The following is a 25,983-nucleotide window of genomic DNA, read 5'->3' on the forward strand; positions in this document are numbered from 1 at the left end:
CAAGGCAGAGACACAGTGTTATCATGGCGTATATTTCATTTTATTAGATTAACAACTAAATGTTAGTTCTATCCCCTAAGGCTGGATGTCGTTGAGCTTAGCTCACGCGACGCTTGTCGATGATGACCCATTACAATTCGAATCACTCTTTGAGTTAATCGCTAATGACGTTATTGATAAAGGCCACAGTATTCGTCCTTACGCTTTGCCTGAAAATCTCACCACGCTGTTATTACAACATATCACAGAGTTGCCAAGTGAAAATTTTAAGCGAGCAGGTATAGGTCGAGCCAAAGAACATACCATTAATGACTTTATTCGTACTGATGAAATTTGCTGGATAAACGGTAATAGTAGTGCCGGTTGTGCTTGGATTAAATGGGCGGGGTTACTACAAGAGTATTTAAATAAACGTTTGTTTTTAGGATTGTTTTCTTTTGAAAGTCATTTCTCTCATTATGCTGAAGGTGATTTTTATAAAAAACATAAAGATGCATTTAAAGGCGAAGGTAACCGTGTGTTATCAGTGGTGGTTTATCTTAATCAAAACTGGTCGCGTGATGACGGTGGTGAATTAGTAATTTATGAGCAATCTTTAGCTAATTCAGCAATTATTGAGCATAATAAAATCACGGTGACACCAAGTTTTGGTACCATAGTGGTGTTTTTAAGTGAAGAATTCCCTCATGAAGTGTTACCCGCTTTACGTGATCGCTATGCTATTGCGGGCTGGTTTCGTTTAAATACCAGTATTGCTAATAATATTGATCCACCACGCTAATGTTAGTGAATATGAAAGCAACGTTATATCACGGGAGCACCATCGTTGGCTAAGTTAGTTAAGTCGCCTAAAAGGCTTCATGTTATGAGAGATCTAAGTGAAGTAAATCAAGAATTACTACCGTTAAAGGCATTGGCTGATCGTGAACTTGCTTCTATTTATGGCTTAACGGGCATGGTATATACCCCGTATATAGATGAATATATGCAGGTGAGTATTAAGAAAGCAGCAATATTGGCTAGCTTAAAAGAGCAGGGGTACATACCTCTGTCAGAAGTTGAAGTGATTAGTGCTGAGTTAGATCTGCTGCACAAAAGAGCCAGAAGTAACGCTGTATTTGAATATAAAGGTAATCAGTATAAACGCCGATTTTCACCATTAAAGCTCAGTAAGTCGGGTAAAAATGTGCAAAAATGGGCGAAGTTTTGGCTGTTACAATTACCCAATGGCAACGTTGATCTGCGTTGGGAGCGAGAGGTCAGAGAAATTTGGCCTAGCTATTTTTTAATTCGAACAATTAATATGTGATCAGTTCATATCTGTATAGCTAAAATTATCGATATAGCTATAAAGTTTAATACAGTAAATGTAACTTCCTGTGGTTGTTTTAGGCAAGGTATAACGCATCATATTTAGAAAGGTGCCATAAAAAACCGTCCAGATATATCCATCTGAACGGTATAACAGCTATTTATTTGTATCAATGATTCAAATAGTTATCTATTAAACTGCTTAAGCATTCACATCAACAACAACGCGACCTGTCACTTTGCCGGCAAGTAATTGGTCGGCAACTTCAATGGCAGCCTCTAATCCCACTGTTGTGGAAATCTTCGATATTTTATCGGCTAACTTAGTCTTTTCAAGTCGTGCCCATGCATCTAAGCGATCTTGTTGTGGACGCATAACACTGTCGATACCGAGTAGTGAAACACCTCTTAAAATAAACGGTGCAACTGTCGCAGGAAAATCCATACCTTGCGCTAAACCACAGGCGGCAACACAACCACCGTAATTGATACTGGCACATACATTTGCTAGCGTTGTGCTACCAACAGAATCAATTGCAGCAGCCCAACGTTCTTTCATCAGTGGCTTACCTGGTGCTGATAACTCAGCTCGGTCGATAATTTCGTTTGCTCCTAACTGCTTTAAATATGCCGCTTGTTTAGTACTGCCAGTTGATGCTGTTATTGAATAGCCAAGCTCAGCTAAAATTCTAATTGCAAAGCTGCCAACACCACCAGTTGCTCCGGTGACTAAAATACTGCCACTTTCAGGTGTAATTCCTTGTTTTTCCAAAGCCATGACCGACAACATTGCAGTATAGCCTGCGGTACCAATGGCCATCGCATTAAATGGTGTTATGCTTTTGGGCAACGGGATAAGAAACTCACTATTAATACGAGCTTTTTGTGATAAGCCGCCAAGGTATTTTTCACCGACACCATAGCCATTAAGTAAAACATGTTGGCCAACGACAAATTTACTATTGTCACATTGCTCGACCACACCGACTAAGTCGATACCAGGTATCATGGGAAAGCGCCTAACGACGGGAGCTTTACCTGAAATGGCCAGTGCATCTTTGTAGTTAATGGTGCTGTACAGTACTTTAATAAGCACATCACCGTCTTGTAAGTCTGCTTCGTTAAGCTCTTTAACTTGGGTGTGATAGCCTTGGCTGTCATCTTTATTGATCACTAAACTTTTAAACATAACTCTCTCCAATATAGACCGATCGTCTATTAATATAGTTAAAAAATTATTTTGCGATTAATTGCAAAAATGAACCGATAAAAGTATCGATAGGTAGTAAGTTTTTTGTCAATTTACTCTTGGCGATAGCACCTTCCCAGCCCATCCAAAAGAAACTTGCTAGTGTATTGCAATCAAGTGCAGTATTAATCGCGCCTTCTTGTTGGGCTAATTGCAAGCAACAAGCTATTTTTTTTTGCCAGATATCAAAGGTATCTAATAGTTGCTGTCGATGGCTTTCTGGTAATAAGGTTACCTCTTGTTCAAGATTGCCAATTAAGCAACCACGCTTGAAACTATGGCGTGTCATACCAGCTTTCGCGTCGTTAGCAAAACTTTCAATGCGCACTAGCGGTTTGTTTGTTTCATTAAGTAAGTGTAAATCTAGTTTTTTGGCAAAATAGTGACTGTATTCTTGAATCACTGCGATACCAAATGCTTCTTTATTGGCAAAGTAATGATAAAAAGAGCCTTTGGGTACGGATACTTTTTTTAAAATTTGATCAAGCCCTGAAGCGGCAAAGCCAAACTCAGTAAAATATTCTACGCCACTTTGCACTAATGCTTGTTTAGTTTGGCTGCTGCTTCGGCCTGACTTAGCTGGTCGGCCACGTTTTATTGTTGTGTTATTTATCTTCATTATTTTATATTAGACCGACTGTCTAGTTAAATGCAAGCGCAATATAAAATAAAGGTAAAAATAAAAGTATGACGATGTTAATCTTTTACTCTGGTTTGTTGTGCTTGTCATGAGTTGTCGCAGATTTGTCACGCTTTGCCGCATTTGTTGCTCGTTTGTTAGCATATGTTATATCTTTACAGACTGTGAATAGCAGTAACTTACTAACTTGAAATGGACACTATGGAAGCTAAAAGCACTGAAAGTACACTTGAATTAGGGCCACAAGCTTTTTCTAAGCAAAGTCATCAGTTTTGGATTTTGCAAATATCTGGCTGGTTGGGCTACGCCGTGGTGGTTTTCTTTGCGATTATTCGGCCGCAAATAGCGCAAGAGAGTTTTAATTTTTCAGGACAAATGATCAATTTAGTGCTGGAAACGCTCAGCGGTTTTTTATTGTCTTATTTGCAATGGCAGCTGATACGCAAAATTGTGCATTTTCCGCTAAAAAAAACCTTGTTTTTAAGTTTTCTGTCGGCGGCAACCTTAGGCTTAGTCTTTAATGTCATTAAGTTGAGTTTCTATAAAGTCTTGGTTTATCAGCAAGAGTGGAACGAAGCGTGGGACATGTTGGAGTTTGGTGGCTGGTTACTCTTCTCTCTAACGACGATGTTTGTCTGGACTTCTATTTATTTTATTATGCTCTATAACACTAAGTTACAAGGTGAGCATGAAATGCTTCTGCGGGCGCAAACCGCTGCTAAAGACGCACAGCTACAAATGTTACGTTATCAGCTTAATCCACATTTTATGTTCAATACCATGAATGCTATATCAACACTTATTTATAAAAATGAGAATGAAACCGCCAATGAAATGATTGATAAGTTATGTGAGTTTTTTCGTTATTCACTGGATAAAAATGATAAAAGTAAAACGACATTACAAAAAGAGTTAGAGTTAATTGAACTATACTTATCTATTGAAAAGGTAAGGTTTGCTAATCGACTTAAAGTTGAAATTGATGTTTGTAAAACCGTGTTAGATTGTCAAGTTCCAAGCATGTTATTGCAACCACTGGTGGAAAATGCCATTAAATACGCTATTGAGCTAAGAAAGTCAGGTGGTAAAATTCGTATTATCGCTAAAAAAGAAGCCGAGCGTTTGATAATACAAGTAGCGGATAATGGCCAAGAAACCCAAGCTAAAGTCAGTGATGGTTTCGGCATTGGTATGAGTAATACCAAAGCGAGATTAAATGCTATGTTTAGTGGCGATTACCATGTTGATATTACCGCTACTGATGAGGGTGGAACTATGGTGTCTATCTCTATTCCCTACGAGAGTTAAGTTTAGCTATGATTAATAAACCACTTACCGCATTAATTGTCGACGATGAACCGCTGGCTTTAGAGGGCTTGCGACTTCGGCTAGAAAAAATACCTGAAATTGAGGTCATTGCGGAGGCCAGTGACGGCGATCAAGCCATTCATTTATGTCAAACACTGTCGCCTGATGTGCTTTTTTTAGATTTGCGTTTACCAGGTCTTAATGGCATTGAAGTTGTTCAAGCTTTACAAGCTGATATTTTACCTATGGTGGTTTTTGTTAGCGCCTATGGCGAATATGCTTTAGATGCCTTTGAACTCAACGCCATTGACTACGTGATGAAACCGGCTAACTTAGGCCGTTTGCAAAAAACGGTAGAGCGGATAATGCAGCGAGTTAAACCGGTTGATTCAGCTAAAGAGAAGTTCAAGCTTTTACGTGCTCTGGGTGAAAGTTCAGGCATAGCCGTGTCGGAACTTGAAGATTGGTTAGAGTCAGATAAACCATTACCGACACCGTTTGTGCAAGAGCTTGTGATCAAAAATAACGATCATGAAAAGGTGTTTTTATCGATTCATGATATTCGCTGGATTGATGCTGCAGGTGATTACATGTGTGTGCATACCAATGATGAAACGCATGTCGTGCGTATTACCATGAAAAAGCTTGAAAGCCAGTTAGATCCTAAAATATTTTCTCGAATACATAAATCTACCCTGGTCAACGTTAACTGTATCAAGAATATTAAGCCATTACGTAATAGTGAAAGTATTCTTGAGCTAGGTGATGATGTCCATCTCAAAGTCAGTCGTAACTTCAGCTCTGACATTCAGAAAATTGTCGAATCTAAGCAAATTTAATAGCAATAAGTGCCTAGTTCAAATGCTTTAACCTCTTTATCGTGCTTTTGTATCGTTTCATCTTGCCACATGATAAAAAATCGCCCATGCCGCATGCAGCAACCACCATAGCGCATTTTGTTTGTAACTATTTGTAATTTATATCAGTATGATTTCAGGGGGTAGTCTGCACTCGTTATGCAAATAATGATGTGGCTGCCGAGCTATGGTGTTAAATAAATCTTAATTAAATAATACTAAAATCAATAGGTTTATAAAGCACAGTAAAATAGTTGGGTAATTGGAAAACAAATTATGATAAAAGCTGCGAAGAAAATAACACAATTGCTTGCTGTAGTATCGACAATGTCGTTGCTTGGCTGTGGCGGTAGTGCAGAAACCGAAACTAAACCGGATAAAATTGATCCGCAACAACCTGTCAGTGATTGGGCCTTAGTGTGGAGTGATGAATTTGATGGCGAAGCGATCAATGCACAGAATTGGACGCATGAAGTTGACTGTAATGGCGGTGGTAATCAAGAGAAACAATGCTATACCGCTAATGTCGAAAACTCTTACGTAAAAGACGGTACCTTAAGTCTTGTAGCGTTACCGGCCGAAGAGGGCGCCGCATTGCCTTTTACCTCAGCACGCATGATCACGCGTTACAAAGCTGATTTTAAATATGGTCGCATAGAAATGCGCGCTAAGCTTCCTTCAGGACAAGGCAGTTGGCCAGCATTTTGGATGATGCCAACGGATGAAGAATATGGCGAATGGCCTCGTTCTGGTGAGATTGATATCGTTGAGTCAGTTAATTTAGGTGTGGCAAGAGAAGACGGTAGTGCAGAAAATAATATTTACGGCACACTACATTACGGTAAAGCTTGGCCAAATAACTCTTCATCAGGCCAAGCATACAATCAAGAAAGCGGCGTTAACCCAGCTGATGATTTTCATACCTATGCCATCGAATGGCAAGAAGGTGAAATTCGTTGGTATATGGATAACTACTTATACGCTACGCAACGTCAATCAAAAGTACGTTACAACAGTAAGGATGAAGCGGTAGGTTTAGCGCATAAAGGTTGGTTTACTGAATATTATCAGCAACTTTCCGGCGAACTCACCACTTTTTGGGATACGGCGCCATTTGATAAAGATTTTTATTTAATTTTAAACTTTGCGGTTGGTGGAGATTGGCCTGAAAATGTTAATGCTACGGGTGTCGACGCCGCGGCTTTTGGTGTCGGTAACACGTTTGATGTTGACTACGTGCGAGTTTACCAATGTATGTCTGATCCTGAAACAGGTAAAGGCTGTGATACGGTGCGTTCGGGCTATGATGACTTAGAAGACGGTCTAGTTGAAGGTAAAGCCCCGGTACCTTTGCCTCCGAGTGATGGTGTAGCAAAAAACCTAGCAATATTTGATGGTGAATTAGATGTTAATTGGACCGCATGGGATTGTTGTGGTGGTACAACACCGGCAGTCATTGCTGATGTCGATAAAGGCAATGTCGTGCAATTTAATATTAACGACAATAACGGTACGGTATTAGGTTTTTCAACCAGAGATGGACATTTTCCTGAAGGTTTTTCCGGCGTATCCAGCCCGTTTGATGCCTCACCTCTCGTTGATCTAAATGGTCGATTATCATTTGAAATGAAAGTAATAACGCCACCTACCTCGGCAACAACATGGATACTCAAATCAGAATCTGGCGACGGTGGTCCCAATACGGGTGATGTAGCGCTGAGTGAAAGTAGTGAAGGGGCGGAGCCGGTTATCGGCCAATGGCAAACTTATACCTTTGAATTAGCATTTTTACAGGACAAAGGTCTTGATTTAAGCGCTATTGACGTGGTGATGATATTCCCTGCGTGGGGAACGGGCGAAGGTGCAGAATATTTAATCACCAATATCGCTATTGAGGGTGATGTTGGCGCTTCACCAGAGCTTGTCGTTTTTAGCGATGATGAGAACCCTAGCTGGCCAATGTGGGATTGTTGTGGCGGTTCAACACCAACGGTTGAATTAGATGATGATGCACACGGAAATGTAGCCGAATTTTCAATTGGTGCAGAGCCAACGGTTATGGGCTTTATTTCTCGCGCCGCTAATACCGATACCCCCGCTCCATTCGATGCTTCTGCCATTCTATCTAATGGTGTTATCCAGTTTGATATGAAAGTAACGTCAATGCCTGGTGATGCTGCTTGGTTGTTTAAAGTTGAAGCAGATAATAATGCCAGCTCTGTAGAGCTGCCATTAACTGACAGCGTTGAAGCCGTTGTTCCTGCTTTAGAACAATGGCAAACCTATACCTTTAACTTATCTGATTTAGCTGACGCTGGCCTAGATGTTAGTGCCATTGATGTCTTAATGATCTTTCCAGCATGGGGTGCGGGTGAAGGCGCTATTTATCGTGTAGATAACGTTAAAATTTATGATCCTACCGCAGCGACAGGTGTTAATACCTTATTTGCTGAAGCGCCGGCTGTTGGTTGGGCTTTATGGGATTGCTGTGGTGGCACAACACCGGCACTTGTTGCGGACGACACGGCTCATGGTATCACTGCCGAGTTTTCAATTGGCGCACAGCCAACTGTCATGGGAATTATTGCACGAGAAGAGTTTGTCGAAAATCCTGCACCGGTTGATGCGTCAGCAATGCTAGCTAATGGCGTCGTTCAATTCGAAATGAAAGTGACATCAATGCCTGGTAGCGCTGCTTGGATATTAAAAATTGAAGCAAACAATAATGCCACGTTTGCAGAAATGCCGCTTACCGACAGTGTTGAAGGTGCGGCTCCAGTGTCCGGCGAATGGCAAACCTATACATTCACACTGCAACAATTATTTGATGCGGGCTTAGATATTAGTGGTATCGATGTCGTTATGGTATTTCCTGCATGGGGCGAAGGTGAAGGTGCCGTTTATCGTCTAGACAACATGATGATTTACGAGCCAACGAATTAATAGCCACGTAATCGATAGAAATTAAAGTTAAGCGGCTTTCAAAAACACTAAAGCCGCTATTAACAAACAAATTATAAGAAGTAGGGTGAAAATGAAAAATTCAAAATTCTTAAAAAAACCTATTGCATTGGCGATCTCTTCAATTTTAGCGACAGGCCTAAGTGCACCACTAATTGCAGCCGAAGAAAATTTAGTAGAAAAAACTGATGGCGAAATAGAAGTAATTGAAGTTAAAGGTATTAAGGGCAGCTTGATCCGTTCAATGAATTTAAAAAGATCCATGTCAGGGGTTGTTGATGCTATTTCTGCCGAAGAAATGGGTAAGTTTCCTGACACAAACCTCGCGGAATCTTTACAACGAATTACAGGGGTTTCAGTGAGTCGCTCTAATGGCGAAGGTAGCGAAATTACTGTACGTGGCTTTGGACCTGATTTTAATTTAATTACCTTAAATGGCCGACAAATGCCAGGTACGGGTAATTCTCGTTCATACAGTTTAGAAAACTTATCATCTGATGGTGTTTCGGCATTAGAAGTATATAAAACCGCACGAGGTGAACAACCTAGCGGTGGTTTAGGTGCAACAGTCAATATTGTTACCGTTAAACCACTACAAAGTCCGGGAGAAAAATATACCCTATCGGCGAAAGGTATTTATGATGAATCCAATGTCACCGGTGATGATATTACACCCGAGTTTTCAGCGTTATACAGTAATACTTTTGCTGATGAAACCTTTGGTTTAGCGTTTTCTTTCTCTCACCAAGAACGCGATTTCCAAAAGCAATCGGCAAATATACAAGGTTGGCAATTTCAGCCAGATGCTCAATTACCGACATTAGATGCAGATAAAATTATTGATAATCGTAGTGCTAATGCAGCCGCAGGGGCGTTTTTTCCTCGCGATATGAATTATGGTATTGCTGACGTTGAACGTGAAAGAACTAATGCCAATCTGACCTTGCAATACGCGCCAGTTGACAGCTTAGTTATTACCCTAGATTACACCCTAGGTGAATCTACCACAGGTACAAATTCAGTAGGTTGGGGGCAATGGCACGATTATGGCGGTAACATTAATAGTTATGAACTCGATAGCAATGGCACAGTATTATTTGCCGATTTATCTGGTAACGATGGCTCTTATACGGCCAACCGTGATACCACTGAAGTCAGTGAAAAGTCACTGGGTTTTAATGTTGAATGGCAAGCAAGCGATGAGTTGAGTTTCTCAGTCGATTATCATGATTCAGAAAGTGAAGAAGATAACGGCAAAGACAAAGGCATGAATGGCACTGGTTCATTGGTTTTTGGTTCTGATCAGTTAGTCACTAAACATTATGACTTTAGAAGTGGTGATATTCCGCAGGGCACAATTTTTTGGCGAAATGGCTCTACGACACTAGCGCCCAGTGAAATGGATTCACATTTTAGTCAATTTATTCATAGTCCAGGCAAAGCTGAAGTAGAACAATTGCAAATTGATGGTGTTTGGGAAAATCCTTATGACTTTTCGTTGATGACCGTTAAGTTTGGTTTTGCTCGCACAGAACAAAAAATGGGTGGCTCAAATGCTTGGAGTGGCCTAATTGGTGGTTTCTTATTTAACCCCAATTATTCTGCAGCATTTCCAGACAGTATGTTTAATTACAACAGCACAAGTGGCTTTTTGGACCAGTTCTCAAATGGCAGTAATCCGATTGGCGCAGGATATTACTATAGTTTTGACTTTGATGAAGCGGTGGCTCGTTCACAAGCTTATTTAAACCAAGACCTGCTAGGCGATGATTATTTTAGTACCGACCCGTATCGAGACGGTAGCATTCAGTCAGAAAGTTCGGTAGAAGAAAATACCAACAGTATTTATGTTTCTTCTTTGTGGGATTTTGATGTCGCAGACTTTCCAGTACAGGTGAATTTTGGTCTACGTTACGAAGAAACAGAAGTAAAAAGTAATGTTTTACAAGATGTTCCCAATGATGTTTGGTGGCTAGGAGGAACGGAGTGGTTAACGCAATATACCTCAGGTGAAAATAACTTCTACGTTGAAGAAGGTGAGTACGACATTCTTTTACCGATGATCGATGTTCGTGTTGACTTAACCGATGATATTGTCGCTCGAGCGTCTTGGAGCAAAACTATCTCTCGCGCGCCTTTGGGCAACTTAGCGGGTGGCTTAGCATTAAGCCCAAGTCCGGGTTTGGATTCGCGTACGGGCAGCCAAGGTAATACAGATTTAGACCCATATGAGTCTAAAAATTTAGATTTCAGTCTTGAGTACTATTATGCCGAGGGCAGTTATGCTGCTGTTGGTTACTTTAGAAAAGATGTTAAAAATTTCATCAGTACTCGCAGTAGCGTTGCGCAATACGAGGGAATACGCGATATCTCTATGGGACCGCGCTATGCACAAGCGGTAGCTGATCTTTCCGCTGAAGGCATATCAACTACCGGCGATAATATTTTTGCCAGAATGCAAGAAAATGGCGCCACCTTAAATGCTCAAGGTTACCTTGTTCCTAATGCCGATGATCCACTTATGGCGTGGGATATCAGCGAGCCCTATAACTCTGATGAAAAAATGGTTGATGGTGTTGAAGTCGCAATTCAGCATCTTTTTGGTGAATCAGGCTTTGGCTTTGGTGCTAATGCTACCTTTGTTGATGGTGATGTTGAATTTGACACACAAAGCCTTGAGCAGCAATCGCCTCTCGTTGGTTTAAGTGATTCGGCAAACTTTCAAGTGTTTTATGAAAAATATGGTTTGTCGGTGAAGGTTACTTACGCATGGCGTGATCAGTATCTCATTGGTGTTGGTCAAGATCAGGGCTCAAATGATGCTCCTCCACAGTTTGCTAAAGAATTTGGTCAGATTGATATGAGCGTTAACTATGATATTGACGATAACTTCACGGTATTTGTTGAAGCTGTTAATTTAAATAACGAAACGGAAGAGTCTTTCGGTCGCTATGAAGAACAGTTCTTATCTGCTAATCAGTATGGTTCAAGATATACCTTAGGTGTTCGTTATAGCTTTAGGTAATCGGTCATAAACGTAGCGCCTGCATGATCTGTAGGCGCACATTTCTCTAAATTTTGTCTTGTGATGTACCACTAATATATTCATTAACTTGCTGAAGCTTAATTTAATGAATATTGACAGCACATGACATGCTATTTCCATTGTATAGGACTTTTCTTATGGCTAGCACTTCAGCTGTATTAGACAGCCAACATAGCGACGCTAATATTGGTTCACCGAATCAAAATCGTTTTGCGCTGATCTCATTAACAACATTGTTTTTTATGTGGGGCTTTATTACCTGCTTAAACGACATTCTTATTCCTCATTTAAAAGCTATTTTTGCTTTAACTTACACGCAATCAATGTTGGTGCAGTTTTGCTTTTTTGGCGCATATTTTTTAGTGTCATTACCGGCCGGGCAGCTAGTGAAAAAAGTGGGTTATCAAAAAGGCATAGTCGCAGGGCTAGTTGTTGCTGCCTTAGGTTGTTTGATGTTTTATCCGGCAGCATCAATGCACAGTTACCCGATGTTTTTGTCAGCTTTGTTTGTCTTAGCAAGTGGTATCACTATTTTACAAGTTTCTGCAAACCCTTATGTTACTTTGCTTGGACCAAAAGAATCGGCGTCGTCACGCCTAACTATGACCCAAGCCTTTAATTCATTAGGTACAACGGTTGCGCCATATTTAGGAGCTTTGTTTATTCTTAATGAAGCGGCAAGCTCGATGTCAGTTGCGCCTTCGGCAGATTCAGTGAAAGTGCCTTATTTAATATTAACCGCGGCTTTATTACTATTGGCTGCTGTTTTTGCTTGGTTAAAGTTACCGCATATTAGCAGTGCAGAAATCCAAGCTGATGAAGTGCTAGAAGGCTCTGCGTGGCAATATCGTCATCTAGTTTTAGGCGCGTTAGGAATTTTTGTTTATGTTGGCGCTGAAGTGTCAATAGGTAGCTTTTTAATTAACTTTTTTGGTGAAGCCAATATTGCAGGTTTAGAAGAATCACAAGCCGCAAAATACTTAACGTATTATTGGGGCGGAGCCATGGTTGGCCGTTTTATTGGTGCCGTTGTTATGCAAAAAATTTCTGCTAATAAAGCCCTTAGTTTTAATGCGCTTTTTGCGCTGGCATTAGTGACTATTGCTATACTGACCAGTGGTGTTGTTGCGATGTGGGCCATTTTATTAGTAGGTCTGTGTAATTCTATTATGTTTCCGACTATTTTTAGTCTAGCGCTCAATGGTTTAGATAAACATACCAGTCAAGGTGCCGGTATTCTTTGTTTAGCCATTGTTGGTGGTGCGATTGTACCGTTGCTGCAAGGTGTTCTTGCTGATCTTGTTGGCGTGCAATTGTCATTTGTTATCCCGGTATTTTGTTATGGGTATATTGTTTATTACGGCATGAGTGGCGCTACGCCAACTGCAGCTTCTACTCAGGAGCGTGCATCATGAATAAATTAACCTTTGCTCTGCTCTCGGCTGCCGTTTTTCTTGCGATGCAGGGCTGTAACTCAGCAACTCAAGAACAAGCAAGTAACCATGAAGCGAGTACCGAACAATCTGATCGCGATTTATCAATTTGGCCAACAATAAATTCAGCCGTTAAAACCGATGCCGCCCTTGAACAACAAGTAAAAACAATGTTGTCAACGATGACTTTAGAGCAAAAAATTGCGCAAATGATCCAACCAGAAATTCGTGATATCACCACTGAGGATATGCGTAAATATGGTTTTGGCTCTTATCTTAATGGCGGTGGCGCATTCCCCAATAATAATAAACATGCAACACCGCAGGATTGGATTGCGCTTGCAGAAGCAATGTATCAAGCGTCAATTGATGATTCTCTCGATGGTTCTACGATCCCAACTATGTGGGGTACGGACGCTGTTCATGGTCATAATAATGTTATTGGTGCGACTTTATTTCCCCACAATATTGGCTTGGGAGCCGCTTATAATCCTGAGTTAGTTGAAAAAATTGCCAAGATAACGGCGACAGAAGTGATGGTGACGGGGATTGACTGGGTGTTTGCACCAACCGTTGCAACGGTGAGAGATGATCGCTGGGGCCGTGCCTATGAAGGTTACTCTGAAGATCCTGAAATTGTAAAATCTTATGCTGCTGCAGTAGTCAAAGGTTTACAAGGGCATGCGGGCAGTGATTTTTTAGGTGATGATCGCGTGATCAGTACCGTTAAACATTTTATTGGTGATGGCGGTACGATAGCCGGTGATGATCAAGGTGATAATATATCATCAGAGCAAGCGTTATATAACATTCATGCCCAAGGTTATGTTGGCGGTTTAACTGCTGGCGCGCAATCAGTAATGGCGTCATTTAATAGTTGGCACGGTGATAAAATACACGGCAATGGTTATTTATTAACCGAGGTATTAAAAGAAAAAATGGGCTTTGATGGCTTTATTGTTGGCGACTGGAATGGTCACGGACAAATTGTTGGTTGTACGAATGATAACTGTCCACAAGCCGCTAATGCTGGTTTGGATATTTTTATGGTGCCAACCGATGCTTGGAAACCCTTACTGGAAAACACTATAGCGCAAGTTAAACAAGGTGTTATCCCACAATCTCGTATTGATGATGCGGTTAGCCGTATTCTGCGGGTTAAATTACGAGCAGGACTATTTAGTAAACCAAGTCCTGCTAAACGACTGTATTCTGGGAAAACCGAACTTATTGGTAGTGAAGCACATCGAGAGGTGGCCCGACAAGCCGTGCGCGAGTCATTAGTGCTGCTGAAAAACAAAGCCAATATATTACCGCTTTCACCTAAGTTGAATATTTTAGTTGCCGGTGATGCCGCTGATAATATCGGCAAGCAGTCAGGCGGTTGGAGTATAACTTGGCAAGGTACCAATAATAGCAATGCAGATTTTCCTGGCGGCTCGTCAATATATGATGGACTTGCGCAACAAGTTCAAGCTGCCGGCGGTACTATTTCACTGAGTGAAAATGGCCAGTACCAACAAAAACCTGACGTCGCTATTGTAGTTTTTGGTGAAGAACCCTATGCAGAAGGTCATGGCGATAAAGATAATTTAGCTTATCAACGCGGTTTGAAAACTGACTTGGCGCTATTGAAAAAACTTAAAAGCCAAGGTATTCCCGTGGTCAGTGTTTTTATCAGTGGCAGACCTCTCTGGGTAAATGCTGAGCTTAATGCGAGTGATGCTTTTGTTGCTGCTTGGTTACCTGGCTCTGAAGGTAAGGCGGTTGCTGATGTGCTTTTAACCGATAAAGCTCATAAGAACCAGCATGACTTTAAAGGTAAACTTTCCTTTTCTTGGCCAAAAACAGCAACGCAAACGGTTAACCGATTTGATGACGACTACCAGCCGTTGTTACCTTATGGCTACGGTTTAACTTACCGAGGTGACACCCAGCAAAAGCAAAAATACCCACTTGATGGTTTGTCAGAGCAGTTAAGCACGGATGCAAGTCTAGCAAAAAGCACCGTGGTTTTTTCTGGCCAAGTGGCTAAGCCTTGGCGGATGTTTTTAACGTCTTCATTGCAAGCTGCTGAGTTGCTGTCGAATAGCGCGATGTTGCCGGGTATTGTGTATCGTACTGTTGATAAAGTCGTACAAGAAGATGCTTTTCGTTTTGAAACTGACGGTAGTGCGAAAGCGGGAATTATTTTTTCTAGCAGTTTCAGAGAAGACCTATCGTTTGAACTTGAGCAAAAGTCGTCATTAGTGATGACCATAAAGCATGACGGTGCTTTCAATAAAACGGCCAATAAGCCAGTTTTCGTTGAAATGCATTGTGAGTCTGAAGGTGATGCTATGGGGAGCTGCCGCGCCGCTGTCAATATCGAAAAACAGTTAAAAGCCCTTCCTGCCGGGCAGTGGCAAGATATTGCGATAGATTTACGCTGTTTTGCTAAGCAAGGTATACAAATGGATAAAATTGTTTCGCCATTTGCACTATATACCGCAGGGACTGCTAAGATCTCTGTCAGTAATATTATTTTTGAATCACCAGAAAATGAGCAAGAGCGTCTTTCAATCAATTGTCCTTAATGACAGACTCAGTGATGTGTTTTATACCCAAACCAATTTCAAGTGATTTGGGTATATAAGGTCGGTAGCTTTTATCGGCCTTTATTTTTAACTTACGTTGCGATATAACGATCGAAAACAATAACCGTGCTAATTTGACCTTTGACTAGCCACTATTTTCATACCCCTTGCTAGATTTATCCGGCTATTTCTCCACTTTGTGTAATTAACCCAAGACTATTCGGGCAAAAAAAACGATAATTCCCCTCATTAAGATAAATTCGCTATTTGGTAAGATTTCAAACAGAAATATAACCAAGAACAGCAGTCAATTGTAGGGCCCAATTCAATGGAAATTAAAGTTAATTTTCTCGACAACGTAAAAGTTGAAGCTAAATTTGATGACTTTACCGTCATCGCCGATCAACCTATTCGCTATAAAGGTGATGGCTCAGCGCCAGGACCTTTTGATTATTTTCTTGCCTCTTCGGCGATGTGTGCGGCTTACTTTGTCAAGGTTTATTGCAACTCTCGCGATATTCCAACTGAAAATATTCGTTTGTCACAAAATAACATTGTTGACCCTGAAGATCGTTATAAGCAAATATTTCAAATTCAAGTTGAATTGCCAGAAAGTATTTCAGAAAAAGATCGATTAGGCATCAGACGCTCTATTGATCGTTGTACGGTTAAAAAAGTGATACAAACAGGTCCTGAATTCAAAGTAGATCTTGTTGATAGCCTTGAAGAAGACGCACAGGCCATGTTGATGTCAGGTTCTACAGAACAAGCCAGTACTTTTATTTTAGGCAAAGACTTACCGCTTGAAGAAACCATTGCCAACATGACCGCTATATTAGCTGGCCTTGGTATGAAAATAGAAATTGCCTCGTGGCGTAATATTGTCCCGAATGTTTGGTCATTGCATATTCGTGACGCTGCCTCGCCAATGTGTTTTACCAATGGTAAAGGGGCAACCAAAGAAAGCGCGCTTTGCTCTGCCTTAGGTGAGTTTATTGAACGTCTTAACTGTAACTTTTTCTATAATGATCAGTTTTTAGGTCAAGACATCGCCAACAGTGACTTTGTTCACTACCCAAATGAAAAATGGTTTGAGTTAGATGAAAGTGATGACTTACCTAGCGGTATTTTAGATGATCATTGTCTTGAGCTTTATAACCCCGATGATGAATTGCGCGGCTCTAACTTAATTGATACAAATTCGGGTAATATTGACCGTGGTATTTGCGCTATTCCTTATACGCGTCAATCAGATGGTGAAACGGTGTATTTCCCATCTAACTTAATTGAAAATTTATTTTTAAGTAATGGCATGAGCGCAGGTAATAACTTAGCTGAAGCGCAAGTACAGTGCTTGTCTGAAATATTTGAACGAGCGGTAAAAAGACAGATCATCGAGCAAGAAATTGTTTTACCCGATGTACCTAAAAACGTACTTGAAAAATACCCGAGCATTCTTGCTGGTATCCAAGCGCTTGAAGATCAGGGCTTCCCTGTTGTCGTAAAAGATGCGTCTTTAGGTGGTCAATTTCCGGTGATGTGTGTCACGCTGATGAACCCTAAAACCGGTGGCGTATTTGCTTCTTTTGGCGCGCATCCAAGTTTTGAAGTGGCGTTAGAGCGCAGTTTAACTGAATTGCTACAAGGTCGTAGTTTTGAAGGCTTAAATGATGTGCCAAGACCAACTTTTAATAGTTTGGCGGTATCAGAGCCAGAAAATGCTGTTGAACATTTTATTGATTCAACAGGGGTGATCTCGTGGCGCTTCTTTAGCAATAAGCATGATTATGAGTTCAGTGAGTGGGATTTCTCTGGTAGCAGTGCAGAAGAAAACGACTGTTTATTCGCTATTTTAAAAGACTTAGGTAAAGAGGCTTATGTTGCAGTATTTGACCAACTTGGTGCAACCGCTTGTCGTATATTAGTGCCTGATTATTCAGAAATTTATCCGGTAGAAGACCTCATTTGGGATAATACCAATAAGGCGCTAAATTATCGTGAAGATATCCTCAACTTGCATATTTTGGATGATGACGCGTTAGAAAGTTTAGTGACCCGTTTAGAAGATAGCCAACTTGATAACTATATTGATATTCGTACCTTAATTGGTATTGAATTCGATGAAAATACCGTTTGGGGACAACTGACAATTCTAGAGCTTAAGTTACTCATTTATTTGGCATTAGGCGCTTTGGAAGCTGCACAAGAACTAGTAGAAGAGTTCTTACAATTTAACGATAACACTGTTGAACGACGTCTGTTTTATCAAGCGATGCAGGCGGTACTTGAAATTGCTTTAGATGAAGAAATGGAACTTGAAGACTTCTTAGTGAATTTTACTCGCATGTTTGGTCAGAGTGTGATGGATAATGTTATCGGCTCTATCAATGGCGATGTTAAGTTCTTCGGTCTTAGCGAAACCAGCATGAACCTTGAAGGCTTAGATAAACATTTAAGATTAATCGATAGCTATAAAAAATTGCATCAAGCGCGAAAAATAGCCGCTGGAAGTTAATAATGCTGGCTAAAATATAGCTAGCTAAACAATAAAGTGTAACGCTACGTAAAGCCAATGCCTATTTCAGCTATTGGCTTTTTTATTGGCTGCGGATTAACAAAGAATTTAAATTATAAGTTGTAAGACTTTTTTTTGGCTAAATTTCAGCCAAAAAAAAGCGTTTACTATAAATAAGTAAACGCATTATAAAAACATAAAACACTAGGGAAATAAATTCTCTCACCTAGTATGAGTGCTTATTGTGAGTTAAGTTCAAATTGTTTTATCTTTTTTTTAATTATTTTTAATTATTTTTAATTTATCTATTATCAAGGCTTTATAAGACTGATATATAAAAATAATTTGCTATTTGATTCACTTGTCCACATTTACTAATAAAGCTTATCTGGTTATTTTAATATGTTGTCATACTTACTACCTGTATTTATTGGTTTACTACTCATTGCCTATTTAGCTGGAAAGCCTTATTGGTTGGAGCATAAACGTCGCTTGATAAAAGCTAAACCGTTTAAAAAATCATGGCGAAAAATTATTCAACAAAGAATTCCTTATTTCAGAAAGATGCCGGCAGATCTACAATTACAGTTAAAACAGCATATTCAGGTGTTTATAGCTGAAAAAGAATTTGTGGGCTGTAATGGTGTGGTGATCACTGATGAAATAAAAATCACCATCGCAGCACAAGCTTGTTTGTTGTTACTTAATCGTAAAACTAACTATTACCCGAAATTGCAAACCATCTTAGTTTATCCTAGTGCCTTTGTTAAACAGCAACAAACACGCAGTGGAGACGGGGTTTATTTTACTCAAAAATTAGTTTTAGCTGGCGAATCTTGGGATTTTGGTAAAGTGGTTTTGTCGTGGCAAGATACCTTAGAAGGGGCAGAAATTCCAGATGATGGCCGTAATGTGGTCATTCATGAATTTGCCCATCAACTTGACCAAGAAGATGGCAGTGCTAATGGCGCACCAATATTAGACAGTGGACAAAGCTATCAATGTTGGTCAGAAGTTTTTTCCAAACAATTTGAGCTACTAAAAAAGCAGGCTAATACCGGGGCAAGATCGCTATTTGATTATTATGGGGCAACAAACCCAGCAGAATTTTTTGCGGTGGCAACGGAAGTGTTTTTTGAGCAATCTAAGCAATTTAATCACCAGCATCCAAAGCTATATCGACAATTAACCCAGTATTATAAAGTTGACCCAATGCAGTGGTAATGGGCTAACTATAAAAAAGCGAGTAGTGCTATTAGATAGCTTTACTCGCTTTTTGTTTTTACCGGTTTTATGACAACTTTATTTCAAAAGACCACCATTTCAAAACGCTATCATTTCACAATATCAGCCTAAAACACGATCATTGCTACTTTATGTCATCTTCGCTTATTTAAGGTCAAAGCGATCTAGTTGCATGACTTTAACCCAGGCTTTAACAAAGTCATTAACGAACTTGTCCGATGCATCATCAGAGGCATAAACTTCTGCAATAGCACGAAGTTCAGAGCTAGAGCCAAAAATTAAATCCACCGGTGTTGCTTGCCATTTTAATGTATCCGACATGCGATCAAAACCTTGGTATAAGCCTGCTTGAGCTTCATTTTTACGCCATGTTGTTGACATATCAAGTAAGTTAACAAAAAAGTCATTTGTTAATACACCCGGAGTTTTAGTAAATACACCAGAAGAAGAACCGTCATAGTTAGCGTTTAATACACGCATACCACCAACAAGAACCGTCATTTCAGGTACATTTAGACCAAGAAAGTTGGCTTTATCAACTAACATTTCGGCAGGCGACATGTAACTATCATCGTTGTAGTAATTACGAAATCCGTCAGCATCAGGTTTTAAGTAATTAAAAGATTTTACATCTGTTTGGGCTTGAGTTGCATCAGCACGACCGGCACTAAAAGGCACGTTAATTGTGTGTCCTGCCGCTTTTGCGGCTTGCTCGATTGCAGCAGCACCACCTAAGACAATTAAATCAGCTAACGAAACTTTTTTATTTGATGATTGCTGATTAAAGTCACGCTGTACGGCTTTAAGTTTAGCTAATACACCTTGCAGTTCAGCGGGATTATTTACCTGCCAGCTCTTTTGTGGCTCAAGTTGAATTCGAGCACCGTTTGCGCCTCCTCGCATGTCTGTAACACGATGACTTGCCGCTGATGCCCAAGCTGTTCTTATTAACTCTTCACTAGAAAGCCCCGAATTTAACAGTTGTTTTTTAAGCTTACTAATATCAGTAGCTGAAATTAATGCCCCGTTAACTTCAGGAATAGGGTCTTGCCATAATGATATTTCACTTGGAATTTCAGCGCCAACGTAGCGTGCTCTTGGTCCCATATCACGATGAGTTAACTTGAACCAAGCTTTGGCGAATGCTTTGTTAAATTCATTTGGATCAGCTCTAAAGCGTTCAACAATTTTTCGAAAGCTCGGATCTTCTTTTAATGCTAAATCAGTGGTAAACATAATAGGGGCATTACGTTTATTAGGAATATGAGCATCAGGCACTAAATTAGCAGCGAATTTTTCTTTCGGAGTCCATTGAATAGCGCCAGCAGGACTTCTGGTTTTAACCCAAGTAAAATTCATTAAATTATCAAGATAGTTTGACGACCATTTTGTTGGTGTAACAGTCCAAGCGCCTTCTAAGCCACTACCGGTTGCATCTGCACCTACTCCTGAGTCACAGCTGTTTTTCCAACCTAAACCTTGCTGTTCGATTGGTGCTGCACCAGGCTCTGCGCCGATACATTTCTCTGGTTTTTTCGCGCCGTGAGCTTTGCCTAATGTATGACCACCAGCAGAAAGCGCGACAATTTCTTCATCATTCATTGCCATGCGACCAAATGACATTCGAATGTCTTTAGCAGCAAGCAGTGGATCTGGGTTGCCATGAGGGCCAACAGGGTTAACGTAAATTAAACCCATTTCTACAGCGGCAAGAGGACCTTTTAGCTTACCTTTTTTATCTCGGCGCTTGTCGTCAAGCATCAATGTTTCAGGGCCCCAGTATACAAGGTCAGGCTCCCAGTCATCGCTTCTGCCACCAGCAAAACCTAGTGTTTTAAAGCCCATAGATTCTAGAGCAACATTACCAGAAAGCACCATTAAATCAGCCCATGAAACTTTACGACCGTATTTTTGTTTTACCGGCCAGAGTAAACGACGAGCTTTATCGAGGTTGACATTGTCAGGCCAGCTATTGAGTGGATCGAAACGTTGTTGTCCGCCAGAGGCACCGCCACGGCCATCATGGACACGATAAACGCCGGAGCTATGCCACGCCATTCTGATCATCAATGGACCATAATGTCCCCAATCGGCAGGCCACCAGGCTTTTGAATCTGTTAGTGTTGTTTCAATATCTTTTTTTAGCTGAGCTATATCAACTGTGGCAAATTCTTTTGCGTAATTAAATTGTTCGCCATATGGATTTGATTCAGCGCCATGTTGTCGCAAAGGGCTGAGGTTTAATTGCTCAGGCCACCAGAATTGGTTAGTTTTAGCGACTGTTGCAGCGAGTGCTGAAGTCGATAAGGTGATTGTTGATATCGCTACTGATATTGCGGCAGCTAATGGAAGTGATTTTTTAAGCATAATTATTCCCCGACATTTATTTTGATATATTTAGGTAAATCTTGATGCTTAAAGCATAGAGCTGCTTTGCTTATTTTTATAATTGATTGATTGGAAGATAGTGTTCTGTTTTTTCAATGGTTAGGTTTACCATTTTAAATCATTGGCTTAATGTTCTTTTTAAAAGAAGGCAGTACTTTGGGAGTCAGATAAGCTTATCTATGATGATATAATATAAAAAATTGATTAAACTGAGCTTTACGTTCAATAACAACTATCAATGTTAACCTGATATCAGTGATATCAACAGATGTTGAAAACGGAAAATTATGATTTCATTAAAACAATTGCACTATGCCTTAGCTGTTGAGAAAACCTTGCACTTTAAGAAAGCGGCAGATGCCTGTAATGTTTCACAATCTGCGTTAAGCACCGCGATTATTGAACTTGAAAAACAGTTAGGTACCACCATTTTTGAGCGTAATAATAAGCAAGTATTGATCACAAGTAATGGTCAATTAATTTTAGATAAAGCAAAGAAAGTTAAACTTGAATTAGATGAGTTACTGCAACTTTCGCAAGCGAATAAGGCATCATTCATTAATTCTATGACTATTGGTGTTATTCCTACAATCGGTCCTTATTTGTTACCTAAAGTATTACCCGAAGTTAGACGACAACATCCAAATTTTAAATTGAAAATAATTGAAGAACAATCTCAGGTATTAGTTGATATGGTCAGAAACGGTGATATTGATGCCGCTATACTGGCGTTACCATTTCCTATTCATGGTTTAATGAACTTTGATTTTTGGCAAGAAGACTTTTACTGGGTTAGCCATAAAGATGAATGCTCAAGTCAATTAAAGGAAATCACCAGTGAAGAATTAGAAATTGATAAGTTAATGCTGTTAAAAGATGGTCATTGCTTAAAAGATCAAGCATTAGCCGCATGTAGTATGCAAAATGATAAACAAGACACCGACTTTGACTCAGCCAGTTTGCATACCTTAATTCAAATGGTGGCAGGTAAGTTAGGTACAACGTTAGTACCCCAAATGGCGCTAGATCAGTTAATTTATGATGAATCAGAAATTAGAGCGATTCATTTAAACGAGCCAGGACCACATCGTACTATAGCATTAGTTATTAGGCCTAATTATGTAAGAACCAATGAGCTGACACTATTGCGTGATATCTTTAGTGAACAACTCGCGAAAAAGTGCCATTAAAGCTTACTTTGGTAGAGAATAGTGCTCATTCAATAATATTATGCATCTATTTTTTAGAATTACTTTATTAATTTTATCAAATTTACTGTATGAAAAAGGTCGGTACAATAAACTTATTATTCATTCACAGGTCGATTACATGAAAAATATAATTAACAACATCATTGAAAGTATCACTGATAACACGCAAGCCTTATTGAGTCTAACAAATAAATCCAATACTGAAATGATTAATCAGCAATATGTCGAATGCAATTATGCTAATGATTACTATGGTGATCAGCATTGCCAACTGAAGAAAGTGAGTCATAAAATGAGGGACCATAAACACCTGAGTAATAAACTGATAGTAAAAATAGTTCGTTGTTTGAGTAATGAATAGGATAAATTCCCATACTTGGGAGTAAAAAGGCGATGCAATATAAAATTATACCAATTCTTCTAAGTTTTTTTCCAGTCAGTGAAACTTAAAAGGCTAAGCGGCACAGGTTCACAGTTCCAGACTGAAGCTAAGGACCAACATCCATGTAGGTAAGGCATTGATTGAAGATAATGGTTATTCTCGACAACTGCTCCTATGTTGTTCTAATGACTCACATCCCTGTGAGAGCCTTATCGAACAATAACGCGGCCTGTAAGCCTTTTAAAATCACCCTTGGGGAGCTTGTCAGCGATTCGATAACCGCTGAGAGAGAACAAACTTAATCGGTTTGGTATTATGCCTTTAATGCTATTTTCCTTTATTAACTAAGCACGCTTAAACTAAAAAACAACGGCTATAAGCAGCAAGTACCTAGGTTTATTTATGTAGCGCAGGTAGTGAAATGTTGATTGTTAGTCAGGTTGCTTATCATAAGTTCAAATAAATAGTCGGGTGACAATTTAATTTGCGTTAAAAATAGGGATCCTTAAGCTTTCGCGCTTTAGAAGATTTTCTGCTACTTCAGCGGGAACTTGATAAAATTCATTTACGTACTCTTTAGCATTTAAATATTCACGAATTTGATTTTTTACTTTACAGGGATTGGCACATTTTAACGAAAACACGACTTTGTAGTCACCTGGTGTTTTTTCTGATAGTGCTATTGCATGCTCGTCTGGGTCGGTTGGGGTACAGCCAATTTTTATCACGTCACTAAAAAATGAATGAGTCATTACGTAAACATTGCCATAAGAAATGTCATCGTTATCATTTTTATTATCAGTATTTTCCATTACACAATTAATCTAAGTAGATGATTATATTAACTATGACATTACCGTTTTAGTAACACAACTAAAAACATGATAAATGAAATTGTAGTATAACAAAGTTTATAATTATTGAATTTTTGTAAGCTGTTATATCTATAAGTAATTTTCATACTTTTGGGTAGTCAGTTAATGACGACTTAAGCATTTTAAATGCCCACTCTAACCATCATAAAGTTGGCTACATGCTCTGGGTTATTAATGCTATAATCGCCACTAATATTGAGAGAATTATCTAATTTTCCTCATTTGTTCGTATGTATAGACCTGAAGAGATTTTTAATGCCATTTTCCCAACTTGGATTGTCAGCCCCAATCGTAAACGCGCTAGCTGATTTAAATTACCCTGAAGCTACTGAAATTCAAAAACAGGCGATACCTGTTATTTTATCAGGTAAAGATATTATAGCTGCCGCGCAAACCGGCACAGGAAAAACGGCCAGTTTTGTCTTACCATTGTTAGAAAGATTAAGCGCCGCTAAAGGTGATGAAGAGCGTCATTTACGTGGTAAACGCGTTCGTGTGCTGATTTTAACGCCAACGCGTGAGTTAGCAGTGCAAGTGGAAGCGAGTATTGCTCAATACGGTAAATACTTGGATATCAGTTCTATGGCAATGTATGGTGGCACAGAAATAGAGCCGCAGAAGCAACGCTTAATTTGGGGAATTGATATCCTTGTTGCCACGCCTGGACGATTACTTGATATGGCACATCAACGTGCGGTAGTTTTTGACCAGCTGGAAGCTTTTGTTTTGGACGAAGCCGATCGGATGTTGGATATGGGCTTTATCGACGACATTAATAAGATTATTGAACGCTTACCTGAGCAACGACAGAACTTATTGTTTTCTGCGACCATTTCTGATGATATCAGAGCCTTAGCAAGACGAACTATTCATCGTGCTACTGAAATTTCTGTTACTAAAAGCCAAGCATCAAAACCAAAAATAACCCAGTGGTTAGTAACGGTGGATAAAACTAATAAGTCAGCGTTATTAAGTTATTTAATTAAAGAGCAGCAATGGCAGCAGGCATTAATTTTTATTGAGACAAAACATGGTGCTGCAAAGCTTGTTAGTCAATTGGAAAAACGCGGCATTAAAGCTGAGTCAATTCATAGTGGTCGTACCCAAGCCGTACGAGAACAAATACTAAATGATTTTAAGGCGGGTAAGATTAATTTTCTAGTTGCCACGGGCATTGCGGCACGCGGTATTGATATTGGTGAATTAGCTCGTGTGGTTAATTATGACTTACCTGATAAGGTTGATGACTATATTCATCGTATTGGTCGTACCGGCCGTGCGGGTAAGAGTGGTGAAGCGGTTTCTTTTGTTGCTAAAGACAACTTTAGAAACTTATGCGCGATTGAAAGCAGGTTGGGGCATATTATTGATCGTAAAGAATTTGATGAATTTCCGGTTAAGAAAGTTGTGCCACTGTCAATTTTAAATTATGTACCAAAAAATAAACGTAATTAATATTAATGGTTAACTTTAATTAATAAAGCTAAATCATAAGTGGGTAAGAACAAAGCGCTAGTATATTACCTGTTTAAGTTGAAATGTATGCCTCAAGCACCAATATTAACTGTAATTGCGGGTGTAGAAATTAATAAACAAACAAGTAGGAAATAGGAAAACTGATGAATCCAATTATTGCAATTTTGAAAGAACATAACGTTAGCGATGAACAAACCAAAGCTGTATTTCAAGCACTAACAGAAAACCCATTAATGGCAATGGCAACCGTGCAGCAATTAGGTATTCCACAAGAAAAATTACAAGCTATGATGATGCTGTTAATGCAAAATCCAGCGTTAATTAAAGAAGCAGTTGATGAGTTAGGGCTTGATTTTAGTAAAGTTGAAGCAGCTAAAGCAGCACTAAATAAGTAAATTGGCTATTTAAAAATTTAAGCTGACACAGAATTTTGAACGCCCCCAAGAAACTTAGTAAAATGGTATAAGTTTAATCAACAGCAGTTTTTTATGTCGCTTTTTAAGTGGGGGC

General features: G+C 39.6%; 18 protein-coding genes. 14 read left to right on the plus strand and 4 right to left on the minus strand.

Going from position 1 to position 25,983, the window contains the following annotated elements; genetic code table 11:
- The first annotated feature begins 85 nt into the window (after nucleotides 1-85).
- Complete coding sequence (locus FGD67_RS18650; RefSeq protein WP_257172543.1) at nucleotides 86-781, plus strand: 2OG-Fe(II) oxygenase; 696 nt, start codon at nucleotides 86-88, stop codon at nucleotides 779-781.
- Between the two features lie 84 nt (nucleotides 782-865).
- Nucleotides 866-1,309 (plus strand): hypothetical protein, encoded by a 444-nt coding sequence (locus FGD67_RS18655; protein ID WP_257172544.1) that lies wholly within the window; start codon nucleotides 866-868, stop codon nucleotides 1,307-1,309.
- 204 nt (nucleotides 1,310-1,513) lie between these two features.
- On the opposite strand, the gene FGD67_RS18660 is transcribed toward FGD67_RS18655, so the two are convergent.
- Together FGD67_RS18660 and FGD67_RS18665 are read right to left on the minus strand one after the other, a co-directional pair.
- Nucleotides 1,514-2,500: an MDR family oxidoreductase gene (locus FGD67_RS18660; RefSeq protein WP_257172545.1), complete on the minus strand. Its 987-nt coding sequence runs from the start codon at nucleotides 2,498-2,500 to the stop codon at nucleotides 1,514-1,516.
- 46 nt (nucleotides 2,501-2,546) lie between these two features.
- Nucleotides 2,547-3,179 (minus strand): TetR family transcriptional regulator C-terminal domain-containing protein, encoded by a 633-nt coding sequence (locus tag FGD67_RS18665; RefSeq protein WP_257172546.1) that lies wholly within the window; start codon nucleotides 3,177-3,179, stop codon nucleotides 2,547-2,549.
- A 222-nt stretch (nucleotides 3,180-3,401) separates the two neighbouring features.
- Between FGD67_RS18665 and FGD67_RS18670 the strand changes: the two genes are divergently transcribed.
- The 8 genes from FGD67_RS18670 to FGD67_RS18705 all read left to right on the plus strand — a co-directional run bounded on the left by FGD67_RS18670 (nucleotide 3,402) and on the right by FGD67_RS18705 (nucleotide 19,120).
- Complete coding sequence (locus FGD67_RS18670) at nucleotides 3,402-4,508, plus strand: sensor histidine kinase (RefSeq protein WP_257172547.1); 1,107 nt, start codon at nucleotides 3,402-3,404, stop codon at nucleotides 4,506-4,508.
- A gap of 8 nt (nucleotides 4,509-4,516) precedes the next feature.
- The gene (locus FGD67_RS18675) at nucleotides 4,517-5,347 is read left to right on the plus strand and encodes a LytTR family DNA-binding domain-containing protein (protein ID WP_257172548.1); all 831 of its coding nucleotides are present in this window, start codon (nucleotides 4,517-4,519) and stop codon (nucleotides 5,345-5,347) included.
- A 294-nt stretch (nucleotides 5,348-5,641) separates the two neighbouring features.
- Nucleotides 5,642-8,308, plus strand: coding sequence for a glycoside hydrolase family 16 protein (locus tag FGD67_RS18680; protein ID WP_257172549.1), 2,667 nt, complete (start codon nucleotides 5,642-5,644; stop codon nucleotides 8,306-8,308).
- A gap of 91 nt (nucleotides 8,309-8,399) precedes the next feature.
- A complete protein-coding gene (locus FGD67_RS18685; RefSeq protein ID WP_257172550.1) occupies nucleotides 8,400-11,351 on the plus strand; it encodes a TonB-dependent receptor in 2,952 nt (983 codons plus the stop codon).
- 158 nt (nucleotides 11,352-11,509) lie between these two features.
- Nucleotides 11,510-12,787, plus strand: coding sequence for a sugar MFS transporter (locus FGD67_RS18690; RefSeq protein WP_373567799.1), 1,278 nt, complete (start codon nucleotides 11,510-11,512; stop codon nucleotides 12,785-12,787).
- Entirely contained in the window at nucleotides 12,784-15,381 is a 2,598-nt protein-coding gene (locus FGD67_RS18695; protein WP_257172551.1) for an exo 1,3/1,4-beta-D-glucan glucohydrolase, read from the plus strand. Before FGD67_RS18690 ends, FGD67_RS18695 begins: the two co-directional genes overlap by 4 nt.
- Before the next feature lie 328 nt (nucleotides 15,382-15,709).
- Nucleotides 15,710-17,896 carry an OsmC domain/YcaO domain-containing protein gene (locus tag FGD67_RS18700; protein WP_257172552.1) on the plus strand — a complete coding sequence of 729 codons (2,187 nt, stop codon included), beginning with the start codon at nucleotides 15,710-15,712 and terminating at the stop codon, nucleotides 17,894-17,896.
- 402 nt (nucleotides 17,897-18,298) lie between these two features.
- Nucleotides 18,299-19,120, plus strand: coding sequence for a zinc-dependent peptidase (locus tag FGD67_RS18705; protein WP_257172553.1), 822 nt, complete (start codon nucleotides 18,299-18,301; stop codon nucleotides 19,118-19,120).
- 165 nt (nucleotides 19,121-19,285) lie between these two features.
- On the opposite strand, the gene katG is transcribed toward FGD67_RS18705, so the two are convergent.
- Nucleotides 19,286-21,508 (minus strand): catalase/peroxidase HPI, encoded by a 2,223-nt coding sequence (gene katG, locus FGD67_RS18710; RefSeq protein WP_257172554.1) that lies wholly within the window; start codon nucleotides 21,506-21,508, stop codon nucleotides 19,286-19,288.
- Nucleotides 21,509-21,816: 308 nt separating this feature from the next.
- Between katG and FGD67_RS18715 the strand changes: the two genes are divergently transcribed.
- Nucleotides 21,817-22,719 carry a hydrogen peroxide-inducible genes activator gene (locus tag FGD67_RS18715; protein WP_257172555.1) on the plus strand — a complete coding sequence of 301 codons (903 nt, stop codon included), beginning with the start codon at nucleotides 21,817-21,819 and terminating at the stop codon, nucleotides 22,717-22,719.
- Nucleotides 22,720-22,858: 139 nt separating this feature from the next.
- Nucleotides 22,859-23,101, plus strand: coding sequence for a hypothetical protein (locus tag FGD67_RS18720; protein WP_257172556.1), 243 nt, complete (start codon nucleotides 22,859-22,861; stop codon nucleotides 23,099-23,101).
- 500 nt (nucleotides 23,102-23,601) lie between these two features.
- Here the strand turns inward: FGD67_RS18720 and FGD67_RS18725 are convergent, their stop codons facing one another.
- The gene (locus tag FGD67_RS18725; RefSeq protein ID WP_257172557.1) at nucleotides 23,602-23,934 is read right to left on the minus strand and encodes a GIY-YIG nuclease family protein; all 333 of its coding nucleotides are present in this window, start codon (nucleotides 23,932-23,934) and stop codon (nucleotides 23,602-23,604) included.
- Nucleotides 23,935-24,252: 318 nt separating this feature from the next.
- On the opposite strand from FGD67_RS18725, the gene FGD67_RS18730 reads away from it, so the two are divergent.
- Both FGD67_RS18730 and FGD67_RS18735 read left to right on the plus strand, forming a co-directional pair.
- Nucleotides 24,253-25,452, plus strand: coding sequence for a DEAD/DEAH box helicase (locus FGD67_RS18730; protein WP_257172558.1), 1,200 nt, complete (start codon nucleotides 24,253-24,255; stop codon nucleotides 25,450-25,452).
- A gap of 164 nt (nucleotides 25,453-25,616) precedes the next feature.
- On the plus strand, nucleotides 25,617-25,868 hold the full coding sequence (locus FGD67_RS18735) for a DUF2999 domain-containing protein (RefSeq protein WP_257172559.1): 252 nt from the start codon (nucleotides 25,617-25,619) through the stop codon (nucleotides 25,866-25,868).
- Nucleotides 25,869-25,983 lie beyond the last annotated feature (115 nt).

The sequence above is a fragment of the Colwellia sp. M166 genome (genome assembly GCF_024585285.1).
GTDB lineage: Bacteria > Pseudomonadota > Gammaproteobacteria > Enterobacterales > Alteromonadaceae > Cognaticolwellia.